General features: G+C 72.4%; 17 protein-coding genes. 8 read left to right on the top strand and 9 right to left on the bottom strand.

Annotated features, from left to right (window positions below; translation table 11 throughout):
* Positions 1-2 precede the first annotated feature (2 nt).
* Both ABD254_RS09540 and ABD254_RS09535 read left to right on the top strand, forming a co-directional pair.
* A complete protein-coding gene (locus ABD254_RS09540; RefSeq protein ID WP_344248533.1) occupies positions 3-1346 on the top strand; it encodes an MFS transporter in 1344 nt (447 codons plus the stop codon).
* A gap of 253 nt (positions 1347-1599) precedes the next feature.
* Positions 1600-3108, top strand: a complete 1509-nt coding sequence (locus ABD254_RS09535; RefSeq protein ID WP_344247904.1) for an MDR family MFS transporter — start codon at positions 1600-1602, stop codon at positions 3106-3108.
* A 108-nt stretch (positions 3109-3216) separates the two neighbouring features.
* Here ABD254_RS09535 and ABD254_RS09530 read toward each other — a convergent pair whose 3' ends face one another.
* Both ABD254_RS09530 and ABD254_RS09525 read right to left on the bottom strand, forming a co-directional pair.
* Positions 3217-4518: an MFS transporter gene (locus tag ABD254_RS09530; protein ID WP_344247902.1), complete on the bottom strand. Its 1302-nt coding sequence runs from the start codon at positions 4516-4518 to the stop codon at positions 3217-3219.
* A gap of 120 nt (positions 4519-4638) precedes the next feature.
* Entirely contained in the window at positions 4639-6126 is a 1488-nt protein-coding gene (locus ABD254_RS09525) for a CCA tRNA nucleotidyltransferase (protein ID WP_344247900.1), read from the bottom strand.
* 152 nt (positions 6127-6278) lie between these two features.
* Between ABD254_RS09525 and ABD254_RS09520 the strand changes: the two genes are divergently transcribed.
* From ABD254_RS09520 to trxA, 6 genes are all read left to right on the top strand, one after another.
* Entirely contained in the window at positions 6279-6929 is a 651-nt protein-coding gene (locus ABD254_RS09520; protein WP_344247898.1) for an NUDIX hydrolase, read from the top strand.
* Between the two features lie 10 nt (positions 6930-6939).
* Positions 6940-9240, top strand: coding sequence for a DUF6049 family protein (locus tag ABD254_RS09515; protein ID WP_344247896.1), 2301 nt, complete (start codon positions 6940-6942; stop codon positions 9238-9240).
* Positions 9237-11099, top strand: coding sequence for a murein biosynthesis integral membrane protein MurJ (gene murJ / locus ABD254_RS09510; RefSeq protein WP_344247894.1), 1863 nt, complete (start codon positions 9237-9239; stop codon positions 11097-11099). Before ABD254_RS09515 ends, murJ begins: the two co-directional genes overlap by 4 nt.
* Before the next feature lie 181 nt (positions 11100-11280).
* On the top strand, positions 11281-13320 hold the full coding sequence (locus ABD254_RS09505; protein ID WP_344247892.1) for a protein kinase family protein: 2040 nt from the start codon (positions 11281-11283) through the stop codon (positions 13318-13320).
* A gap of 115 nt (positions 13321-13435) precedes the next feature.
* A complete protein-coding gene (gene trxB / locus ABD254_RS09500; protein WP_425553697.1) occupies positions 13436-14497 on the top strand; it encodes a thioredoxin-disulfide reductase in 1062 nt (353 codons plus the stop codon).
* Positions 14498-14528: 31 nt separating this feature from the next.
* Positions 14529-14861 (top strand): thioredoxin, encoded by a 333-nt coding sequence (gene trxA / locus ABD254_RS09495; RefSeq protein ID WP_344247890.1) that lies wholly within the window; start codon positions 14529-14531, stop codon positions 14859-14861.
* A 1598-nt stretch (positions 14862-16459) separates the two neighbouring features.
* Here the strand turns inward: trxA and ABD254_RS09490 are convergent.
* The 7 genes from ABD254_RS09490 to rnpA form a co-directional block, all read right to left on the bottom strand.
* Positions 16460-17932 carry a ParB/RepB/Spo0J family partition protein gene (locus ABD254_RS09490; RefSeq protein ID WP_344247888.1) on the bottom strand — a complete coding sequence of 491 codons (1473 nt, stop codon included), beginning with the start codon at positions 17930-17932 and terminating at the stop codon, positions 16460-16462.
* Positions 17933-18032: 100 nt separating this feature from the next.
* Positions 18033-18974, bottom strand: a complete 942-nt coding sequence (locus ABD254_RS09485; protein WP_425553736.1) for a ParA family protein — start codon at positions 18972-18974, stop codon at positions 18033-18035.
* 341 nt (positions 18975-19315) lie between these two features.
* Complete coding sequence (gene rsmG, locus ABD254_RS09480; protein ID WP_344247884.1) at positions 19316-19972, bottom strand: 16S rRNA (guanine(527)-N(7))-methyltransferase RsmG; 657 nt, start codon at positions 19970-19972, stop codon at positions 19316-19318.
* 133 nt (positions 19973-20105) lie between these two features.
* Positions 20106-20621: a Jag family protein gene (locus ABD254_RS09475; protein WP_344247882.1), complete on the bottom strand. Its 516-nt coding sequence runs from the start codon at positions 20619-20621 to the stop codon at positions 20106-20108.
* A 26-nt stretch (positions 20622-20647) separates the two neighbouring features.
* Positions 20648-21583, bottom strand: a complete 936-nt coding sequence (gene yidC, locus ABD254_RS09470) for a membrane protein insertase YidC (protein WP_344247880.1) — start codon at positions 21581-21583, stop codon at positions 20648-20650.
* A gap of 57 nt (positions 21584-21640) precedes the next feature.
* Complete coding sequence (gene yidD / locus ABD254_RS09465; protein WP_344247878.1) at positions 21641-21958, bottom strand: membrane protein insertion efficiency factor YidD; 318 nt, start codon at positions 21956-21958, stop codon at positions 21641-21643.
* A complete protein-coding gene (rnpA, locus tag ABD254_RS09460; RefSeq protein WP_344247876.1) occupies positions 21955-22323 on the bottom strand; it encodes a ribonuclease P protein component in 369 nt (122 codons plus the stop codon). Before rnpA ends, yidD begins: the two co-directional genes overlap by 4 nt.
* Between the last annotated feature and the right edge of the window lie 3 nt (positions 22324-22326).

Below are 22326 nucleotides of genomic sequence, written 5' to 3'. Positions count from 1 at the left end.
TGATGTCGGAGCTGCGGGCGCTGCTGCGCCTGGAGGGATTCCGCAAGCTGTTCGCCGTCCGGCTGGTGTCGCAGGCGGGCGACGGCATGTTCCAGGTCGGGCTGGCGTCGCTGCTGTTCTTCTCGCCCGAGTCGGCGGGGACGGCCACCGCGATCGCCGGGGCGTTTGCGGTGATGCTCGCGCCGTTCACGATCGTCGGCCCGTTCGCGGGCGTGCTCCTGGACCGGTGGTCGCGCCGGCAGGTACTCGCGTGGGGCAACGCGGTGCGCGTCGTGATCACGCTCGGGATGGCGGGGTTCATGCTCACCGGCGGCGTGACGTGGTGGATCTACGCCCTCGGGCTGGCCGCGCTGTCCGTGAACCGCTTCCTCCTCGCGGGCCTGTCCGCGGGCCTGCCGCGCGTCGTCGACGGCACGCTGCTGCTCACCGCCAACTCGCTCACGCCGACGCTGGGCGCGGGGGCGGCGTTCGTCGGCGGCGGCGTCGGGTACGTGCTCGGGCTGGGCTTCGAGCCCGGCCGCGTCAAGGACTCCTCGGCCCTCGTGTGCGCCGCCCTGGTCTTCGGCGTCGCGTCGCTGCTGGCGCTGCGGCTGGGGCGCACGCAGCTCGGGCCGGAGCAGCCCGCCGAGGCCGCGATCCGCAGCGAGATCGCCCGCGTCGCCCGCGGCCTGGCCGACGGCGCGCGCTACCTCGTCGCGCGCCGCACGCCGGGGCAGGCGCTCCTCGTCATGGCGGCGCACCGCTTCCTGTACGGGGTGGTGTTCATCGCGTCCATCCTCATCTCGCGCAACCTGCTCGAACCGAGGGACCAGGCGGCCGGCATGGCGACGTTCGGCGTCGTCGTCGCCCTCACCGGCGTCGGCGGGGCGGCCGCGATGGTGCTCACGCCGACGCTGTCGCGGCGCACCGGGCCGCAGGGGTGGATCGCGATCATGCTGCTGCTCGCCGCCGCGAGCCAGCTGCTCATGGTGACGACGCCGGCGCGTCCGGTCGTGCTCGCGGGGGCCGCGCTCCTCGGGCTGGCGGCGCAGGGCGCCAAGATCGCCGTCGACACCATCGTGCAGCGCGACGCCGAGGACGCCTACCGCGGCCGGGCGTTCGCGTTCTACGACGTCCTGTACAACGCGGCGTTCGTCGGCGCCGCCGCGCTCGCCGCGTTCACGCTGCCGGACACCGGGTGGTCACGCGGCGTCTTCGCCGGGCTCGCCGTCGCGTACGTGCTCGTCGCGCTCGTGCTGTGGACGCGCGGTGCGCGCACGCCGTCCGACGTCGCTCCCGCCGGCGCGGGGCTCGCCAGCCCGGCGCCCGGCGCGACGGCGGCCGGCGACGTCGCCACCATCGCCTGACCCCGCGCGGCCAGGAATCGCGCCGCCCGGGCGCCGATGAGTCCGGGCGCGAAAAAGAGTCGTCCCGATCGCGGGAATATCGCAGGATGGCGAATGGTCGTACACAGTACGGTCCGGCCTCCGGGCGACCGCACCGAGGGTGACCGATCCCCGGTTCACGACCCGACACGACGACGTCTGCGCCTGACCGGCGCCGGCAGTCCCATGCCCTCAGCCGGGCGCGCCCGGCCACCGACGTGAGCGGAGACCCACCGTGGCAGCCACCCCATCGACCGATACGACCGCACCACCGGGAACGAACGCCGCGCAGGGCGCCCCATCGGCCGCGCCGGCCGACGGCCACCTGTCCCGGCAGAACTTCGTCGTCATCGCCCTGCTGCTCGGGTCGGGCTTCGTCGTCATCCTCAACGAGACGACCATGGGCGTCGCGCTGCCCGCGATCATGGCCGAGATGCACGTCACCGAGGCGACGGGCCAGTGGCTCACCACGGCGTTCCTGCTGACGATGGCCGTCGTCATCCCCGCGACGGGGTGGCTGGTGCAGCGTCTCGGCACGCGGGGGGCGTTCATCCTCGCGATGTCGTTGTTCAGCGCGGGAACCCTGATGGCCGCCCTCGCGCCCGCGTTCGGGCTGCTCGTCACGGCCCGCGTCGTGCAGGCGTCCGGCACGGCGATCATGATGCCGCTGCTCATGACGACGATCATGCTGCTCGTCCCGCCCGCCCACCGCGGCCGGGTGATGGGCAACGTGTCGATGGTGATCTCCGTCGCGCCCGCCCTGGGCCCGACGATGTCCGGGCTGGTCGTGACGTCGCTCGGCTGGCGCGCGGTGTTCTGGATCGTGCTGCCGATCGCGATCGTGTCCCTCGCCGTCGGCACCGTCCTCGTGCGCGACGTCGCGGACCGCTCCCGCCAGCGCCTGGACGCGCTGTCGCTCCTCCTCGCCACGGTCGCCTTCGGTGGCCTCGTCTACGGGCTGTCGAGCTTCGGCGAGGCCGCGCAGCACGACGTCGCGGTGCCGCCGGCGGCGTCGGTCGGCGTCGGCGTCGTGGTCCTGGCCCTGTTCGTGTGGCGCCAGCTGGTGCTGCAGCGCACCGACGCCGCGCTGCTCGACCTGCGCGTCTTCCGCGCCCCGGGCTTCGCGCTCGGGATCGGGCTCATGGCCCTGAGTTTCGGCACGATGCTCGGCACGTTCATGCTGCTGCCGATCGTCACGCAGAAGGCGATGGGGATGTCGGCCGTGACGACCGGCCTGATCATGCTGCCCGGCGGGCTCGCCATGGGCCTGCTCGGCCCGGTCGTCGGCAACCTGTACGACCGGCACGGGCCGCGCGTCCTCGTCCTCCCCGGCCTGGGCGCGGTGGCGGCGGGGATGGTCGTGTTCGCCCTGCTCTCGCCGTCGACCCCGGTCTGGGTCGTGCTGGCCGGTCACATCGTGGTCAGCCTGGGGTTGGCGCTCGTGTTCACCCCGACGTTCACCTCGACGCTCGGCGGGCTGCAGCCGCGGCAGTACTCCCACGGATCGGCGGTGCTCGGCACCGTCCAGCAGCTCGCGGGCGCGGCCGGCACCGCCCTCCTCATCGCCCTGATGACGGTGCGGTCGATCACGCTCGCCGACGGCGGCGCGTCCGAGGCGGAGGCCATGTCCGGAGGGGCCCGGCTGGCGTTCGTCGCGGCCGCGGTGCTGGCCGTCGCCGCCTTCGCCCTCGCCACGCGGATGCGCAAGCCGGCCACGGTCGAGGCGGGCGTGCCCGCCCACTGACCGTCCCCGTCCCGGCCCCGTCGACGGAGGCCGCCGGCGGGGACCGCCCGGCCGCCGTCACCTCCGGCCGGGCACCCGGGGGGGGNNCCCCGGGCATGTCCCGCCGCGTCAGGACGCGGCTGTCGTGGCCGACGCCTCCCGCGCCGGCGCCGCCGCCACGCGGAAGGCCGGCGCGAGCGCGACCACCCCCAGCGCGAGCACGGCCGGCACGGCGAAGGCCAGGCGCAGGCTCAGCACCTCGGCGACCCCGCCGATCAGTCCGGCACCGACGACGAAGCCCACGTAGTTGAAGAGGTTGACCCGCGCCACGGCCACGCCCGTGCCCTCGGGGTCGAGGCGGCCCGCGACGGAGAACGACAGCGGCACGACCACGCTGAGGCCGAGGCCGGTCAGCGCGAAACCGGCCACGGCCGCCCACGGCCCCGGTGCGAGCGTCACCGCCGCCAGCCCCGCCGCCCCGACGATCCCGCCGACGGCCACGGGCACCACCGGCCCGAACCGGTTGACCTGCCGGTCGGCCGCGAGCCGACCGAGGAGCTGGCACCCCAGGTACGCGGCCAGCCCGAGCGGTGCGACGTTCGCGGGCGCCCCCAGGGCGTCCTGGATGTACTTGGTGGACCAGTTCGACGTCGCCGAGTCCGCGACGTAGACGATGGTCACCGCGAGGCCCACCAGGATCAGCGGCCCCCACGGCGGCCGCGCCGCGGGCGTCGTCGCCTCGCGTGCCGGCTCGCGTGCCGGCTCGCGTGCCGGCCCCCGGGCCGGCTCGGGCACCGGCGCGAACGACGGGCGCCGCTCCGTGACGGCCAGGCCTGGCACGGTCGCGCCGCCGTCCGCCTCACCGCGCCCGCGACCCGCCAGCCCCGCCGCCGCGAGGTCCACGGCGACACCGACCGCGGCCACCAGACCCAGCCCGCCCGCCAGCGACCACCCCAGCGAGTGCGCCAGCACCGCGGCCAGCGAGCCGAGGATGCCGCCCACGCTCCACGCGCCGTGGAACGAGTTGAGCAGGCTGCGGCCGTACCGCCGCTCGACCTCCACGCCCTGCATGTTCATGCTCGCGTCCACCAGGCCGAGGAGCAGCCCCACCGCCGCGACCGTCGGGTAGAGGACGGTGACGCTCGGCGCGAGACCTGCGCCGAGCACGGCGAGCGCCACCAGCGGGCCGCACACGTGCAGCAGCCGTGCGCTGCCCACACGCGGTGCCAGGGCCCCGGCCAGCACGCTTCCCAGCCCGGCCATCACCGGCACGAGCAGGAGGACCAGCGTCAGGGTGCCGTCCGAGATCCCCAGGTCGTCCTGCAGCGTCGGCACCTGGGCGAGCAACCCAGCGAAGCACATGCCCTGCACCAGGTAGAACGCCGCCACGACGAGGCGCGCCCGCGGGTCGCTGCCCCTGACGGTCCCCACGGCAGCTCCCACGGCGCACCCTCCCGAGTCGGCCCCGCACCGGCGCGAAGACCCGGGCGTCACCCTAGGGGCCCGTGGCTCCCGGCAACAGAGCCCCGGCGGATCTCGCCCCGGGAGGGCTCAGCCCTGGCGCGCCTCCCACCAGGCCTTGAGCTCCGCGGTGGCGGCCTCCTCGCCGAGCGGGCCGCGCTCCATGCGCAGCGCCAGCAGATGCTTGTAGGCCGTGCCGACGTCGCGCCCGGGCGCGATGCCGAGGATCGCCATGATCTGCGTGCCGTCGAGGTCGGGGCGGATCGCGTCGATCTCCTCCTGCTCGCGCAGTGCGGAGATGCGGTGCTCGAGGGCGGTGTACGTGTCGGCGAGCCGCTGCGCCTTGCGCTTGTTGCGCGTGGTGGAGTCGGCGCGCGTGAGCCGGTGCAGCCGCTCCAGCAGCGGCCCGGCGTCGGTGACGTACCGCCGCACGGCGGAGTCCGTCCAGGCGCCCTCGCCGTAGCCGTGGAAGCGCAGGTGCAGCTCGACGAGCCTCGCCACGTCCTTGACCACCTGCTTCTCGTACTTCAGCGCGCGCAGCCGCTTGGCCACGAGCTTGGCCCCGACGACCTCGTGGTGATGGAAGCTCACCCCGCCGCCCGGCTCGAACCGCCGCGTCGCGGGCTTGCCGACGTCGTGCAGCAGGGACGCCAGGCGCAGCACGAGGTCGGGGCCGGGCACCGGACCGTCGGGGCCGGTCTCCTGCGCGATCGCCTGCTCGAGCACCGTGAGGGAGTGCTGGTAGACGTCCTTGTGCCGGTGGTGCTCGTCGATCTCCAGGCGCAGCGCCGGCAGCTCGGGCAGCACGTGGTCGGCCAGGCCCGTGTCGACCAGCACCTCGAGGCCGGCCCGCGGACGGTCGGCGAGCAGCAGCTTGGTGATCTCCGCCTGCACCCTCTCGGCCGAGACGATCTCCACGCGGCCCGCCATGTCGACGATCGCGGCACGCGTCGCCGGCTCCACGGTGAAGCCGAGCTGGGCCGCGAACCGGGCGGCCCGCATCATGCGCAGCGGGTCGTCGTCGAACGACCGCTCGGGCGCGATCGGCGTGCGCAGCACACCCCTGGCCAGGTCCTCGAGGCCGCCGAACGGGTCGACGAACGTGAGGTCCGGCAGCCGCACCGCCATCGCGTTGACGGTGAAGTCTCGGCGCGACAGGTCGCCGTCGAGCGTGTCGCCGAACGCGACCACGGGCTTGCGCGACGCCGGGTCGTACTCGTCGCTGCGGTACGTGGTGATCTCGACGACGACGTCGGCCGCGTCCGGTCCGCCGCGGCCGGAGCGCGCGAACCGGCGCGCGCCGATGGTGCCGAACTCCTTGCCGATGTCCCAGTGCGCGTCGCCCCAGCGCGCCAGGATCGCCTGCGTCTCGTCAGGGGTGGCGGACGTCGCGAAGTCGAGGTCGTTGCTCGCCCGTCCGAGGAAGGCGTCGCGCACCGGGCCGCCGACGAGCGCCAGCTCGTGCCCGGCGTCTCGGAAGATCTCGCCCAGCTCGACCGCGGCCGGGGCCATCTCGGTCAGGACGGTGAGGGCGCGGTGCAGGAGGGCCGCAGGGGCAACAGGCTCAGGGGTCGGCACGACGAACGATTCTCCCAGATGCCTCCGCGGCCCGCCGCGCGTCGACCCAGCCCGCCCGGTGCCTCGGCGGCTGGTCCAGCGTCCGCGCACCCGCGGTTCCGGGCCGGCGGTGCCTCGCACGGGCGGCCTCGCGCAATCGGTAGGGTGGGCGCATGTCTTCCCCGGCCCCGGTCCCCGGCCCCCGCCGTGGGCGCCCGGCCGCGCCGGTCCCCGTCCCGCCCGGCGGGCATCCGCTGCGGGTCGACCCGTCCCGCCTCGCGGGTCAGCACGGGTTCTCGTCCCCCGGCATCGTGGGCGCCACGCCGTCGGGCACGACGACTCATCTGCCGGTCGTGGAGGAGACCTCCGCCGGCGGCCTCGTCATCGACCCCACGCCCGACGGCCCGCAGGCCGCCGTGATCGTGCGCCGCAACCGCGGCGGCCGGCTCGAGTGGTGCCTGCCCAAGGGCCACCTCGAGGGTGCCGAGACGCCGGAGCAGGCGGCCGTCCGCGAGATCCGTGAGGAGACGGGCATCCTCGGCACGGTCCGCACCGAGCTCGGCGTCATCGACTACTGGTTCAGCGGGGAGGACCGTCGCGTGCACAAGGTGGTGCACCACTTCCTCCTGCGCGCGGAGGGCGGCACGATCACGGCCGAGGGCGACCCGGACCGGGAGGCCGAGGACGCGCTGTGGGTGCCCGTCGCCGAGCTCCCCGCGCGGCTGTCGTACCCCAACGAGCAGCGGCTCGCGGGGGTTGCCCAGCAGGTGCTCGCCCGCCGGCCGGGCATCGTCGGCCCCGGCGATGCCGGCACGCCCGAGTGAGGCCCGTCGCGTGACCGTGTCCAGGACGGCGGGCGCCCTCGCCGCGCTCGCCGGTCTCCTCGCCGCGCTGCTCGTGACCGCTCTGGTCACCGGCGTGGTCGCGCTGCCGTCGGGCGGAACGCCGGGCACGTCAGACGGCGGTGCGTCGTCCGTCGAGGACGCCGGCACCACGGGGCTGCCGGCCAGCACGCTGGACGGGTCCGCCGAGGCCGCCCCCGCCGCCCCCCAGGACGGCGAGGTGACGGTCGAGCTCCTCGACGCCGTCCCCGCGGTCGCCCGCCCCGGAGACAGCGTGGCGCTCACCGCGCGCGTGACGAACGGGCGGGACACGGCGCTCGAGGGCGCCGACGTGGACCTCGGGGTGCACTGGCGGCCCGTCTCGTCCCGCGACGACCTCGCCGCCTGGGCCGAGGACGACAGCACGACCGTCGCCGCCGAGCAGCTCTCCGAGCCCGTCGACCGGATCGCGCCCGGCAAGTCCACGCGGGTGCGGCTCACGCTGCAGGTCGACATCCTCGACCTCGGGTCCGACGCCGCGTGGGGCCCGCGGGAGATGTCGCTCGCGGTCATGGCCGACGGGACGCCGCTGGACGTCCTGCACACGTTCCTGCTGTTCGCGCCCGACGGCGCGACGCCCGACCCCGTCGGCGTGAGCGTCGTCGCGCCCGTGACCGGCCCTCCCGTCGACGCGCTCGACGCGGAGGCGTACGCCTCCGACCTCGCCGGGCTCACCGCCGACGGCGGCCGGCTCGCGGCACTCGCCGATGCCGGAACGCCATCGGGCGCCTCCCCCGGCGTCTCCCTGGCGGCCGATCCTGCGCTGGTGGCCGCCGCGAGCGCCTCCGCGGACACGGCCACGGCCGCCTGGGCGACGCGGCTCACCGACGGCAGTGCCCCCGACGTCGCCGCGCTCCCCGCCTTCGACCCCGACCTGGGCGCCCTCGCCCACGCCGACCTCTCGGCCGGCGAGACCGCCGCGGCCACCGGTGCCGACGCCGTGCTGCCCGGCCCCTGGCAGACGCCGGAGGCGTGGGACATCACCCTCGCGTGGCCGCAGGGACGGCCCGACGTCGCCACGATGGCCGCCGCCCGCGCCGCCTCCGTCGACCACGTGCTGGTCAGCGACGGCCTCTCCCCCCGTGCCGGGGCGGCCGCCTCGGCGCGCACCGCGGTCGCGACGCCGTCCGGCAAGGTCTCGGCGCTGGTCGCGGACGAGCAGCTGTCCGACGTGGTCGCCGGCATCACCACCGACGCCGACGCCACCCCGACGGAGACCGCCCAGCGTCTCCTCGCCGACACCGCCCTGCTCGCCATGCAGCAGGGGGCAGCGGGAGACGAGGGGCAGGCAGGCGTGCACGTGCTCGCCGCCCTGCCGCGCGGATGGACGCCCGACGTGGCTGCCCTGCACCAGGTGCTCGAGGCGCTCGACGCGGCCGACTGGTCCGACGTCGTCCCCCTGGCCGAGACGATCGACACGCCGGCCACCGACACGCCCCGCGCCGACCTGCCCGACAACGACGTCGACGACGCCGAGCTGGCCCCCTCGGCGGTGCGCGCGCTGGCCGACGCCCACCGGTCCGTCACGTCGTTCGCCACCGTCGCCGCGGACCCGGTCGAGCTCGCCGGCAGCGTGCAGCGCTCGCTCGCGCTGCCGCTCGCGGTCGCCTACCGCGACGACCCGGAGGCCCGCGACACCGCCGTGAGCTCGGCCGTCGCCCGGGCGGACGACCTGCGCCAGGGCATCACCGTCGCCGACCGCGACACCGTCACGCTCATCAGCGACTCCGGCGACCTGCCCGTGCTGGTCCGCAACGACCTGGACGTGGACGCCACGGTCACCGTCGTGCTGCGGCCGGACGACCCGCGGCTGAAGGTCGAGACCCGGCCCACCGTCGTCATCCCCGCCGGACAGTCCAGCAACGTGCCCGTGCAGGTGCGCGCGATCGGCTCCGGCAACGTCGAGATCGAGGTCGAGGTGCTCGCACCCAGCGGGGCCTCCGTGGCCGAGCCCGCCGACTTCGCGGTGCGGGTGCGGGCGGGGTGGGAGACCGTGGGGACCGCCGTCGTCGCCGCCGCGATCGGCGTGCTGTTCGTCGCCGGCATCTGGCGCACCGTCCGACGGGGGCGCTCCCCGCGCCGCACCACCGGCGAGGTCGTCGGGCCCGTCGTGGAGCCGCCCACGCCGCCCGCCGGCATCCCCACCGCCGCCACACCGGGCGCCGACACCCCGCCCGTGCCCGAACCGGCCGCGCCGGCCGAATCCCCCGCACCCACGGCACCCACCGCACCCCCGGAGAACGACCGCGCATGACCCCCGCCCGCCCCGCCGACCCCGACGGCAAGCACCCGCCCCGGCACGCCCGTGCCGGCCGGGGGCGGCGGTCGTCGTCGGCCGCGGGCACCGGGGCCGACGCCAGGGCCGCCGGCTCCGCCGCGGGCGCGGGTCCTGCCGCCGGCGCGCCGGTCGGCGCGGAGCCCGGCGTCACCGAGTCCCCCGGCACCGGGTCCGGCGACGCGCCCGCGAACCCGGACGGGGTCCAGCGCGCCCGCCTCGGCCGCAGCTCGCTGATCATGTCGCTGGGCACGGCGGCGTCGCGCGCGTCGGGCCTGGTCAGGTCCGTGCTGCTCGTCGCGTGCGTCGGGTCGATCGGCACCGTCGCGGACGCGTTCGACATCGGCAACAAGCTGCCGAACATGCTGTTCGCGCTCATCTCGGCGGGCCTGCTGCAGGCGGTCCTGATGCCGCAGATCCTGCGGGCGATGAACGCGCCCAACTCGCGGGTGCGGCTGGACAAGCTCCTCACGCTCTCGGGGCTCGGGCTCCTGCTGCTCACCGCGGTGCTCGTTGTCGCCGCGCCGCTGATCGTGCTCCTCTTCACGGGTGACAACTGGTCGGACGAGGGCCGGCAGCTCGCCGTCGTGTTCGCGTACTGGTGCATCCCGCAGCTGTTCTTCTACGGCCTGTACATGCTGCTCGGCCAGGTCCTCAACGCGCGCGGGCGCTTCGGCGCGTACGGCGTCGCGCCGGTGGCCAACAACGTGGTGTCGCTGGTCGGATTCGGCGCCTTCCTGGTCGTGTGGGGCAGCGCCCCGTCGGGCGGCATCTCGGACCTGGACGCCTGGAGCAGCACCCAGACCACGGTCATGGGGGCCACCGCGACGCTCGGTATCGCCGCGCAGGCGCTCGTCCTCGTGGTGGCGCTGCGCCGCTCCGGCTTCGCCTGGCGCTTCCGCCTCGGCGTGCGCGGCATCGGGCTGCGCGCGGCGAGCCGGATCGTCGGCTGGACGCTGGGCGCCGTCGTGCTGGAGCAGGTCGGCATCGTCTACCTCACGCGGGTGCTCGGCCAGGGCGCCCAGGCGGCCGACCACGCCGCGGGCGAGGCGTTCGCCGGGCCCGCCGCGTACACCCAGGCCATGACGATCTACCTGCTCCCCCACTCGCTGGTCGTCGTCTCGATCATCACCGTGCTCTTCCCGCGCATGACGGCCGCCGTGCACCGCGGCGACCTCGACGGCGTCCGCGCCGACATGTCGCTCGGCCTGCGCTCGGCCGGCATCTTCTCCGTGATCTCTGCAGCGGTGCTTTTCGTTCTCGCGGTCCCGCTCACGGCCACCCTGCTGCCGACGGCGGGCGCGGACGGCATCGCCGCCATCGCCCCCGTGCTGCGGGCGATGGCGGTCGGCATCGTGGCGCTCGGCGCGACGGTCATGGTGCGGCGCATGTACTTCGCGTTCGAGGACGGACGCAGCATCTTCGTCATCCAGGTCATCGCCACCGTCAGCCTCGTCGCGGCGCTGTGGGCGGCCGTGCAGGTGCTGGACCCCGCGTGGTGGGCGGTCGCCGCGGGCGGCGCCTATGCCCTGTCCACCTGGGTGTCCGTGCTGCTGCGCATCGGCGGCATGCGGCGCAAGCTGCAGGGAATCGACGGCCCGCGTGTCATGCGCCTGTACGTGCGCGCGGCGATCGGCGCGGTCGTCGCGGGCGGGCTCGGGTACCTCGTGGTCCGGCTCCTGGACGGCGACGACGTCGCGTCGTGGGGCCACGCCTTGCTGGTCACCGCCGTCGGGGGGACCGTCATGCTGGGCGCCTACGTCGGGTTGCTCAAGCTCCTGCGGGTCCGCGAGCTCGACGACGCGCTCCGGCCCGTGCTGCGGCGCCTGGGCCGGTGACCGGCCGGCGCTTGTCGCGATCCGCCCCCCGTGCCGGGGAGCGACCGGCACCGTCGCCATACCGACACGAGGACCTCATGACACCGCCCCGAGGGTCGGCCTCCGGGGCGCATTGCCGCCCGTACCATGGTCCGATGGACCGGAGGACACCCTCCCCCCGATACCCCACCGAGGAGACCAGGTGAGCACCGCCCATCCCGGCACCGTCATGGTCGATCGCTACCGGCTGTCGCAGCCCGCGGCGTCCGATCTCGCCGCCGCCGAAGCCTGGGAGGCGCACGACCAGATCCTGGACCGTCCGGTCCGGGTCACGTTCATCGACGGCCCGCACGCGTCCGCCGCGCTCGACGCCGCGCGGCGCGCAGCGCTCGTGTCCGACCCGCGCCTGAGCCGGGTGCTCGACGTCGGCACCACCGACCTGGGCACCGGGCCGCGCCACTACATCATCAGCGAGCCGTACCGCGGGTCGTCGCTCACCGAGATCGTCTCGCACGGTCTCGTCGACGCCCAGCAGGCCCGCGCCGTCGTCGGCGAGGCCGCGGCGGCCCTCGAGTCCGCCGCCCAGCGCGGGGTGCACCACCAGGCGGTGCGCCCCGAGGCCGTGCGTGTCGACGGTCACCGGATCGTGGTGACGGGCCTCGGCATCGACGCCGCGCTCGCCGAGCGCGACTCCAGCGACACGGCCCTGGGCGGCGACGCCGCCGCCGCGGCGGACGCCCGCAATCTCGTGGCGCTCGTCTACTACGCGCTCACCGCTCGCTGGGCCGGCGACAGCCTCGACGGGCCGTGGGTCGCCGCCGACGCCGTGCGCCCCCTTCCCGCGCAGACCGACGCCTCCGGAGTGGTGCCGGTCTCCACGCTCGTGCCGCACGTCGACGAGAGCCTCGACACCCTCGTCCGGCGCACCTTCGGCGCCGGCTCGCCCGACGCGCCCACCGGACCCGGCGACGTCGTCGCCGCCCTCGCTCCCTGGGGCGAGGTGTCGGTCGTCGCCGCACTGCCGCAGTTCGTCCAGCCCGCCACCGAGCCTCCTGTCCGCTCGTCGGTGCTGGGCGCCGTCTCCACCGGCGTCTCACGGCCGGGCACGCCTCCGCCCGCGCCGCCCGTGCGTCGTCCGGCGAGCAGCGGACGCATCGCACGTACCGCGGCGGCCGGAGCCGCAGGGGCCGCCGCCGGTGCGGCGGTCGCCGGGGGCGGCACCCAGGCCCTGCCGCCCGTCGGCCGTCCGACGGCTCCGCAGGCGCCGGTCGGCGACCCGCAGGCCACGGCCGCGCTGCCCCCGCAGCCCGGATCCGGCTACCCGTCGACCACGGCGCCCAGCGCCTACGGACAGGGTTACGGTCAGCAGGGTTACGACCAGCAGAGCTACGGCCAGCAGGGCTACGGCCAGCAGACCCCGCCCGCTGCGGGGTACGCGGCCGCCGGCGGCGCGGGCTACGCCATGGCCCAGGCGCAACCGACTGCGGCTCAGGCGCCGGTCGGCACGGCGCACGCCCCCGTGCCGCCGCCCCCGCCGCCGTCGGGCGGCGTCGGCGAGCCGCCGACCAACACCGGTGGCTTCACGTCGACCCCAGCACCCCGACGTCGCGGCGTGAACCCGACGCCGATCGTCCTGGCACTCGTGGTCGTCCTGGTCATCGCCGGCGCACTGTGGGCGGCCAACCGCGCGCTCCAGCCGTTCGCGCCGACCATCGCGGAGAACGCGTCGCCGACGCCCGCGGCCGAGCAGAGCGAAGGTACGGGCGGCGACGAGACGTCCACCGCGCCCGAACCCACCGAGACGCCGGAGGCCCGTCCGGTCATCGCGTCGGGCAACCAGCTCGACCCCGAGGGCGGGGACGATGCGGGCGAGCATCCGGAGGCGGTCGACCTCGCCTACGACGCCGACCCGTCGACGTTCTGGTACACCCGCCAGTACACGTCACAGGCCTTCGGTGGCCTCAAGTCCGGCGTCGGGTACGTCATCGAGCTCGACGAGCCGGCCCCGGTCACCACGATCGAGCTGCGCACCAACTCCGACGGCGGCAACGTCGAGGTCCGTGCGACATCCGGCGACGACCCCACGGGCGGCGAGGTGCTCGCCTCGGGCTCCTTCAGCGGGACCACCACGCTCGAGCTGTCGCAGGAGACGGTCGCCGACTCGTTCGTCCTCTGGATCACGGAGCTGCCGGTGACGAACGGGAAGAACTACCTCGAGCTCAACGAGATCGTCATCTCGTGAGCCCCGCCCGTGCCGGCGCTGCAGCGCGGGCACCCTGGCCACGGGGAACATCGGCACCGCACGAGGTGTTGTGCCCGGTGGCGTCAACGGATTCAGCAGACGAGCAGGAGACAACGTGATCGACCAGGCGACCGCCACCGCAGGTGAGGCGACCGTGCACGACATCGTCATCGTCGGCTCGGGTCCGGCGGGCTACACCGCGGCGGTGTACGCCGCGCGCGCGGGCCTGTCGCCCGTCGTGATCGCGGGCTCCGTCACCGCGGGCGGCGCGTTGATGAACACCACCGAGGTCGAGAACTTCCCCGGCTTCCCCACCGGCATCCAGGGCCCGGACCTCATGGAGGCCATGCGCGAGCAGGCAGAGAAGTTCGGCGCCCGCGTGCTGTGGGACGACGCCGAGACGGTCGAGCTGTCCGGCGACGTGAAGACGGTCGTCACCGGCGGTGGCGAGACCTTCCGCGCCCGCGCCGTGATCCTCGCGACCGGCTCCGCCTACCGCGAGCTCGGCCTCGAGGACGAGAAGCGGCTCTCGGGTCGCGGTGTCTCCTGGTGCGCCACCTGCGACGGCTTCTTCTTCCGCGACCAGCACATCGCGGTGGTGGGCGGCGGCGACTCCGCCATGGAGGAGGCCACGTTCCTGACCCGTTTCGCGTCGAAGGTGACCGTCGTGCACCGTCGCGACGGGCTGCGAGCCTCGAAGATCATGGCCGACCGCGCCGAAGCCGACCCGAAGATCGAGTTCGCCTGGAACAGCGAGGTCGTCGGCATCGCCGGCGACGACAAGGTCTCCGGGCTCGCCCTGCGCGACACCGTCACCGGCGAGGAGCGTCAGCTCGACGTCACCGGCCTGTTCGTCGCCATCGGGCACGATCCCCGCACCGAGCTCATCAAGGGCCAGGTCGACCTCGACGACGAGGGCTACATCCTCGTCGAGGGCCGCTCGACGCGCACCAACCTGCGCGGAGTCTTCGCCTGCGGCGATGCGGTCGACCACACCTACCGACAGGCCATCACCGCCGCCGGCTCGGGCTGTGCGGCCGCTCTCGACGCCCAGGCCTTCCTCACCGAGCTCGCCGACCGTGAAGGTGAGCAGGCCCTTGCCGGGACGCCCTCCACCCCCACGCCCGAAGGTCTTCCCGCCGCCCTCGACGACGCGCTCGACTCCGTCGCGGGCTGACTCACCCACCCCAGACACCGAAGGAGCAACCATGCCTACCGTCGCCGTTACCGACGAGACCTTCAAGGCGGAGGTCCTCGAGTCCGACGTGCCCGTCCTCGTCGACTTCTGGGCCACCTGGTGCGGGCCGTGCCGCATGGTCGCGCCCATCCTCGAGGAGTTGTCGGAGGAGTACGAGGGCAAGGTGAAGATCGTCAAGCTCGACACCGACGCCAACCAGGCGACGACGATGGCCTACGGCATCACGTCGATCCCCACGCTCAACGTCTACTCCGGCGGTGAGCTGGTGAAGTCCGTCATCGGCGCTCGTCCGAAGCGCGCCCTGCAGGAGGAGATCGACGCCGTGCTCGAGCCGAGCGTCTGAGCTCGCTCCCCCCGACGAAGGCCGGGTCGTGTTTCACGTGAAACACGACCCGGCCTTCGTCGTTTCGCACGCTGAGTACCTGAATGGTCGGCGCGGCAGTCACGACCGGCGCGGAGTCATGAGAGGCCCCGGTCGCTCACGGAACCGACCGCGCGGGTTCTCGTACGTGCCTGACCCTCCCCCACCGATCGCTCCGGTCGTTGCTGGCCATGAACGCCAGGTGCGGTCGGCGGCCAACGGGACGACCCGCACACCTTGCGGCGGGCACCGGAGCGGTCGGTCGCGGTCGGCACCGGAGCGCCGGTCCGGATATCGGTCGGAGACATCACCTATGCGTGCGATAGCGTGAATGCACTTTGTAGCCGAATTGCCTGCTCATCGCACTCCTGTTCTCTGCGGTCGTGTCCTCCCCGGTAACGATGGGCTGCGTCGTGTCCGTCACGTGCCGCCGGTCCGCGACATGCCCTCGCGTACGCACAGTCCGCGTCGCGCGCGCTTCTGGGGCCAGCCTCTTCTGACGTCTCTACGACCCCGCGGCGCTCACGTGACCAGCGCCTATACCCAGCGCGATACCAGGCGCCTGCGCGAGATGTCGGCCACCGAGGGCCCGGAGTCTCGTCGAGGCGCCACCGTCGGTCTCAGCGTTGGCCGTCCTCAGCGATCGCCATCCTCAGAGACCGGCAATCCGCAGCGACGGCCGTCCTCAGCGATCGTGGCCGGATGCTCATCGCGGAACTTCGCCGTCATGGACTCCAGGCGATCCGCCCCGAGCCCGGGCATGGGCCGACCTCACGATTTGCGGTCGGCGCGCCAGCCCGTGGTGGAACGGCTCCCCTCCCAGCCGCTCGCTTCTCCCATTCGTGGCGCACCGCGCACCACCACCGACGGATCTCACCCTCCGCCCGAGGCGGCTCGGCCGTGCGGAGGGCCATCGTCATCAGCGCGGCGTCGTTCCACGTGAAACACCCTCGGGCGCGCAACTCCGAGGGACACCAAGCACCACCTATGGCCCGAATCGGGACCCTCTGTGCTCGGCGTCATCCTCGGGGGCGCCCCGCGTCCTGCGACGCCCCCGGTCAAGACGAACTCCGACAGTTCCGGTCTACCTCCCGACCGCCGGTTCCGACGCGGGGCCTGAGTCCAGGTCCAGGTTCGGTTCCGGTTCCCCACGCGGGCCCTGAGGTCCAGGTCCAGGTCCAGGTCCAGGTCCAGGTCCGGGTCTGGGCTCACGATCTCCCCTCCACGTGGTGGATCCTGGGACGCCCTGCACTCCCCCACCGAACCCGAACCGAGCCACTGCTCTCTGGCTGTGTTCGAGTCCCACAGCGTCTGCCACTGGACTTTGCGCGGAAGGATCGGCGCCAACAAGACCTCGCGCACCAATGCCAGGCGTCCGACGCGTAGTCTCGCGCTCGGGTCATCGAGGACGACGTCGCGGCGCACCCGCCTAAGCCGCGAGCACTACGACCTTTCGTCACACCCGGTCGCGGCTACTCACTGCCCGTCGCTGCGACAACCGGACCCCGAGCCGAAACGACTGAAGGGTCGGGTCGTGTTTCACGTGAAACACGACCCGACCCTCCGCCCGTCGTCGATGCTCAGGAACGCAGCAGCCCGGGATCCTGCGGAGCCATTACTTCGAGGATTCGATTGAGATCGTCGACCGACGCGAACTCGACCGTGAGCCGGCCCTTCGTCTTGCCGAGGTTCACCTTGACGCGGGTCTCGAATCGGTCGGACAGCCGCGTCGCGAGCTCGTCCATCGCCTCGCTCCGCTGCCCGGCGCGCGGGGTTCGGCGCGCGGCCTTCTCGGCGTCCCCGCTGGTCAGAAGCGTCACGATCTCCTCCGTCGCCCTGACGGACAGGCCTTCGGAGACGATCCTTTGCGCGAGCCGCTCAATCTCTGCCCCGTCAGAAAGACCGAGCAACGCGCGCGCATGACCCGCGGAGAGCACACCGGCTGCCACCCGTCGCTGTACCAGCGGGGGCAACTTGAGGAGCCGCAGCGTGTTCGAGATCTGCGGACGTGACCGCGCGATTCTGCTTGCAAGCTCCTCGTGAGTGCACCCGAAATCGTCGAGCAACTGGCGGTAGGCGGCGGCCTCTTCCAATGGGTTGAGCGCGGCACGATGCAAGTTCTCCAGCAGAGCGTCCCGGAGCATGTCCGAGTCCTCGGTGGAGCGCACGATCGCGGGGATCGTCTCGAGCCCAGCCGCCTGGGAAGCGCGCCACCGGCGCTCGCCCATGATGAGCTCGTACTGGTCTGCGACCTCCTTGTCAGGTCGCACGACGATCGGCTGCAGCACACCGATCTCGGAGATCGAGTCCACGAGCTCGTCGAGGTCGCCCTCGTCGAATACCGTACGGGGCTGCCAGGTGTTCGGGCGGATGGCAGCGACCGGGACCTCGGCAAAGTAGGCGCCAGGTACCGGGAGCAGGTCGGTTTCACGTGAAACATCGTCCTGAGGGGTCGTGGCGGCATCGCCCGTGCCGACAGCAGCCCCGTTCTCCACACTCGCTTCGTCATCGTCTCGCGCTGGTTCACCGTTCTCGACGCTCAGGTCCCCCTCGGGCACGGCGGTGGCGGGATCCGCGCCCTCCGCCTGAGAGACCGTGATGCGCGTGATCACGCCGAGCGACGAACCAGGGTCCGGGTCGCCGAGTCCAGCCGCAGACCGGAGAGGGCCATGCCCTGCCGGCTCGCCGTCAGGGTGGGCACCGTGAGCGGACACCTCTTGAGAGTCTCTGTCCAGGATTTCGTTCTGTACTGGATCGGCCTCACCGAACTCGGGCCGCGCACCGTTCCCGCCAGTGCGGATCCGTAGCCGGCCGCCCGAGATCGCAGAGTCCCACGACGCGGAGCGCGCCTTCGACTTCCCTGGGCCGTCCGCGCCATCAGGCTCTTCGCTGCCGTCGTCGGGACGCTCCGCTACTGCCGTACCAGTAGCGCTGGTCCCGCTGCCGCTCTTGTCGGACGTGGGGAAGAAGACGTCCACGGGACGCTCGTTCTCAGGTCCCGACGGGATGAGCGCACCCAGTCCGCGGCCCAGGCCCCGCTTCTTCTGACTCATGCTCGTGCCTCCTGAACCGTGGGGCTCTGACGCCCCGTCGTCGTCTGTCCAAGCCGTCGCGTTCGCGCATCGTGGAGCGTCACTGCTCCACGATGGGCCATCACTGCAGGTGAGCGCGCTGCGCCGCGCGCTCGGTGAGCTCACGTGCAGCCTCGAGGTAGGCCAACGCCCCGGTCGAGCCGGGATCGTAGGTCATCACCGTCTGCGCGTGGCTGGGTGCCTCAGAGATCCGCACCGAGCGCGGAACGGTCGTCCGCAGTGTCTGAGCAGGGAAGTGCTCCCTGACCTCAGCCGCAACCTGCTGCGCGAGGTTCGTCCTGCCGTCGTACATGGTCAGCAGGATGGTGGAGACACGCAGCTCACGATTGAGATGCGCCTTGATCAGGTCGATCGTCTTCAGCAGCTGGCTCAATCCCTCGAGCGCGTAGTACTCGCACTGGATCGGGATCAGCACTTCGCGCCCGACGACGAATGCGTTGACGGTGAGAAGACCGAGGCTCGGAGGGCAATCGACCAGGACGTAGTCGATGGGCTCCTCACCTTTGGCCACTCGCTGTTCGAGATACGCATCGAGCGCTCGCCGCAGCCGTGTTTCACGTGAAACAAGCGACACCAGCTCGATCTCGGCGCCCGAAAGGTCGATCGTGGCCGGAACGCCGTAGAGTCCCGGCACGGCAGGGCACTCCTGGATCGTGTTCTCCATCGGTTCGTCATCGATCAGCACCTCGTAGATCGATGGCGTGCCCGCACGGTGCTCGATCCCCAGCGCCGTCGACGCGTTGCCCTGCGGGTCGTTGTCGATGACCAGGACCTTCAGGCCCGATTGTGCTAACCCGGCCGCGAGGTTGACTGTGGTGGTCGTCTTCCCCACGCCACCCTTCTGGTTCGCGACCGTGATGATGCGCGTCCGGTCGGGCTTCGGGAACTGTCGCCCCTGGAGCTCGATCCGTCGCCGGGCGTCGATGGCGAGCTGAGCGGCGAGCGGCGTCGACTCGTCGGCTTCCGGCACCGAAGCGACGAGTGCTGCCCGGTGCCCATCGATGCCCGCCGGCAGTCCCCCGTCGGCCCAGTCCAGGCGGGGCAATGTTTCACGTGAAACAGCCGGACCGGTCGTCGCAACCCCATCGTCCCGGGGAACGTCGTCGACGTGTTCCGTGCTCGTGCTCACGTGCCACTCCTCCGGTTCGTCACCATCTGCTGCCGGACCGTCACGCCCACAATGGCGAGACCCTCCAGACTCCGCGCTCACTCTACGGTGTCAGAACCGGGCACCAGGGGTCGAAACTCCGACCCGTGGACAAACCGAAGCCAGGCGTCGTCACCCACGGGGACACACACCGCATCGTTGCAGGTCACCGCGGGAGATGGCACCCCGAAAATCAGTTACCCCCGGCGCACGCGAAGGATGGTCGTCGGCTCCACACCATCGACTGTGATGCCCTCGAAGATCTCAGGCTCCGACGACTTGAACGACCGCAGCACCTTCCGCGCCGGCTCGATCTCCTGCGCGACGTTGCGCCCCTTCAGGACGACCATCTCGCCACCGCGGCGCACCAACGGAAGACTCATGCGTGCAAGCTTCGACAGCGCGGCCACCGCTCGCGACGTCACGACGTCGACCTCGAAGGCACCGTGATACTCCTCGGCGCGACCGCGCTTGACGAGCACGTTCTCGAGTCCCAACTCGTCGCGCAACTCGAAGAGCCAGGCCGTCCGACGTTCCATCGGTTCGATGAGGTATACCTGCGCGTCGGGGCGCATGATCGCCACGATGATGCCCGGTAGGCCGGCACCGGAGCCCACGTCGCCGATACTCGTCGCCGTCGACAGATGGGGCAGGACAGCAGCGGAGTTCAGCAGGTGACGCTCCCACAGGCGCGGCACCTCGCGCGGACCGATGAGCCCTCTAAGCTCCCCCTCGACCCGGAGCTTCTCCGCGAACGCGGCTATCGCGTCATAGCGATCGCCGAAGAACGCACGGACGGACTCGCTCGATCCCAGGGCGGCGTCGGCCAGCTGATCGGGGTCCTGCTCAGTCATGTCATCCCCTTCGTGTCGGGAGCGTGTCGCGTCCCTCGTCTCCTACGTTCCGCGCCCATGACCTCGTCCCCGCCCTCCGGACCAGCACGAGGGCCCGCCGTTTCACGTGAAACGGCGGGCCCTCGAAACGATGTCACTCAGCCGCGGGCGCGGGCTGAACCACCACATATCGCTCCGGCTCGACGCCGCGCGAGTCGCTCACCAGGCCAGACTCGGCGACGACGTCGTGCACCACCTTGCGCTCGAACGCGTTGAGCGGCTCGAGCTCGAGCTCCTCACCGGACTCGCGCACCTGGGCCACGGCGCGCTCGGCGAGGGCCGTCAGCTCGCTCCGGCGGGTCGCGCGGAAGCCGGCGACATCGAGCATGAGACGGCTCCGCTCCCCCGTCCGCGCCTGCACGGCAAGGCGGGTCAGCTCCTGCAGGGCCTCCAGAACCTCGCCGTCGCGCCCCACGAGCACCGACAATGAGTTCTGCTCCTCCGCGACGACCTCCACCGCGGCTCGGTCGTGCCGGATGTCGAGGTCGATGTCGCCGTCGAGATCGGCAATGTCGAGCAGCTCCTCGAGATAGTCCGCAGCGACCTCGCCTTCCTCCTCGAGGCGGGCGGTGCGGTCGGGATCCTGGTCCACAGGGGTCTGGGTGCTCATGTCCGTCGTCATGTCCCTCTCGGTGCTCAGCGTCGCTTCTGCCGGTTCTTGCGCTTGGGCTGCTCGCGCTGGCCCTTCGGCTTCTCCGGCTCGGGCTCCGGCTCCGCCTCGACGGCGCCCTTGGCCAGGGCCTTGCGGGCCTGCTTCTCCTTCAGCAGCCGCTCAGCCTCCGACCCGGGAGCCGGCATCCGCTTGATCGTGTAGAACTGCTGCCCCATCGACCACAGGTTCGAGATGACCCAGTAGATCAGCACGCCCACGGGGAAGTTGATGCCCGAGATCAAGAAGATCACCGGGAGGATGTACAGCATCATCTTCTGCGTGCTCGCCATCGGACCTTCGAGGGCGGCCTTCGGCATGTTCTTCATGGTGAGCTGTCGCTGCGTGAAGAACATCGTGGCGCTCATCAGGACGATGAGGCAGATGACGACGATCCGCGAGGTCGTGGAATCAGTCGTGCGGAACACGTCGGAGAGCTGTGCGCCGAAGAGCGAAGACGACTCGATGTCCGCGGCGACCTGTTGGTTGATCGGGCCGATCGGATCACGTGAGCCGTCCGCGATTGCGGACATGTAGTTGAGCACCCGGAACAGCGCGAAGAAGATGGGCGACTGCAGCAGGATCGGCAGGCACGACGCCAGCGGGTTGGTGCCGTGCTTGCGGTAGAGCTCCATCGTCTCGCGGCCCATGGCCTCGCGAGATGCCGGGTCCGACTTGCCCTTGTACTTCTTCTGGATCGCCTGCAGCTCGGGCTGCATCGTCTGCATGCCCCGCGACGCCTTGATCTGCTTGAAGAACAGCGGGATGAGCGCGATGCGGATGACGATGGTCAGCGCGACGATCGAGAACACCCAGGCCCAGCCCGGCCCGTCCTGCATGCCGAGCGTCGTGAAAAGTGCGTGGGACCCGTACATGATCCAGGCCACGACCCACTCGAGGGGGTAGAGGATGGTGTCGATCATCCCGAAATGTCTCCTTGGTCGGAAAGTCTGGGATCCCGGTGGCGCCGACCGGGGAGGTCAGTGGCGAGGGGCGCCGCGGTGCTCGTGGTCCGGCGCGTCGTCGTGGACGTGCTTCGGACGAGCCGGCGGGACGTCGTCGACGCCGCCGAGGCTCCAGGGGTTGCACCGCAGGATGCGCCACAGCGCGAGACCGGTCCCCCGCAGCGTCCCGTGCGTGCGGATCGCGATGATCGCGTACTGCGAGCAGGACGGGTAGTACTTGCAGGTAGGGCCGGTCAACGGGGAGACGACCGCCTGATAGACGCGAAGCATCCCGATCAGGACGGTGGTGGGGAGATTTCGCAGGGCCTCGCGCCCGAGCGCGGGCGTGCTCATCGCGCCGCCCCCACGGACGGGTCGACGCGCTCGACGGCGCGCGCAAGGCAACGATCGAGGTCGCGGTCCAGGTCCGCGAACGAGCACCCCGCCGCGGGCGGAAGTGCCCGGACGACGACGCGCGCACCATGCGGCAGCGACGCCAGGTGGCGTCGCGCGGCATGACGGAGCCGGCGCTTCACCTGGTTTCGGTGCACGGCGTTCCCCACGGCCTTGGAGACGACAAGACCGACCTGTGGCGGACCGTCACCCTCGGGGTCGAGGACGAGATGGACCACCACGGTCGATCGACCTGCACGCGCGCCGCGGCGCACCGCCCGTTCGAAGTCGACGGAACGGCGCAGTCGGTGCGCCGCGGGCAGCACGCG

The sequence above is a fragment of the Isoptericola hypogeus genome (assembly GCF_039531145.1).
In the GTDB taxonomy this organism is placed as follows: Bacteria; Actinomycetota; Actinomycetes; order Actinomycetales; family Cellulomonadaceae; genus Isoptericola; species Isoptericola hypogeus.
Note: the sequence above shows the minus strand (reverse complement) of the source record. Positions and strands in the feature narration are given on the sequence as shown.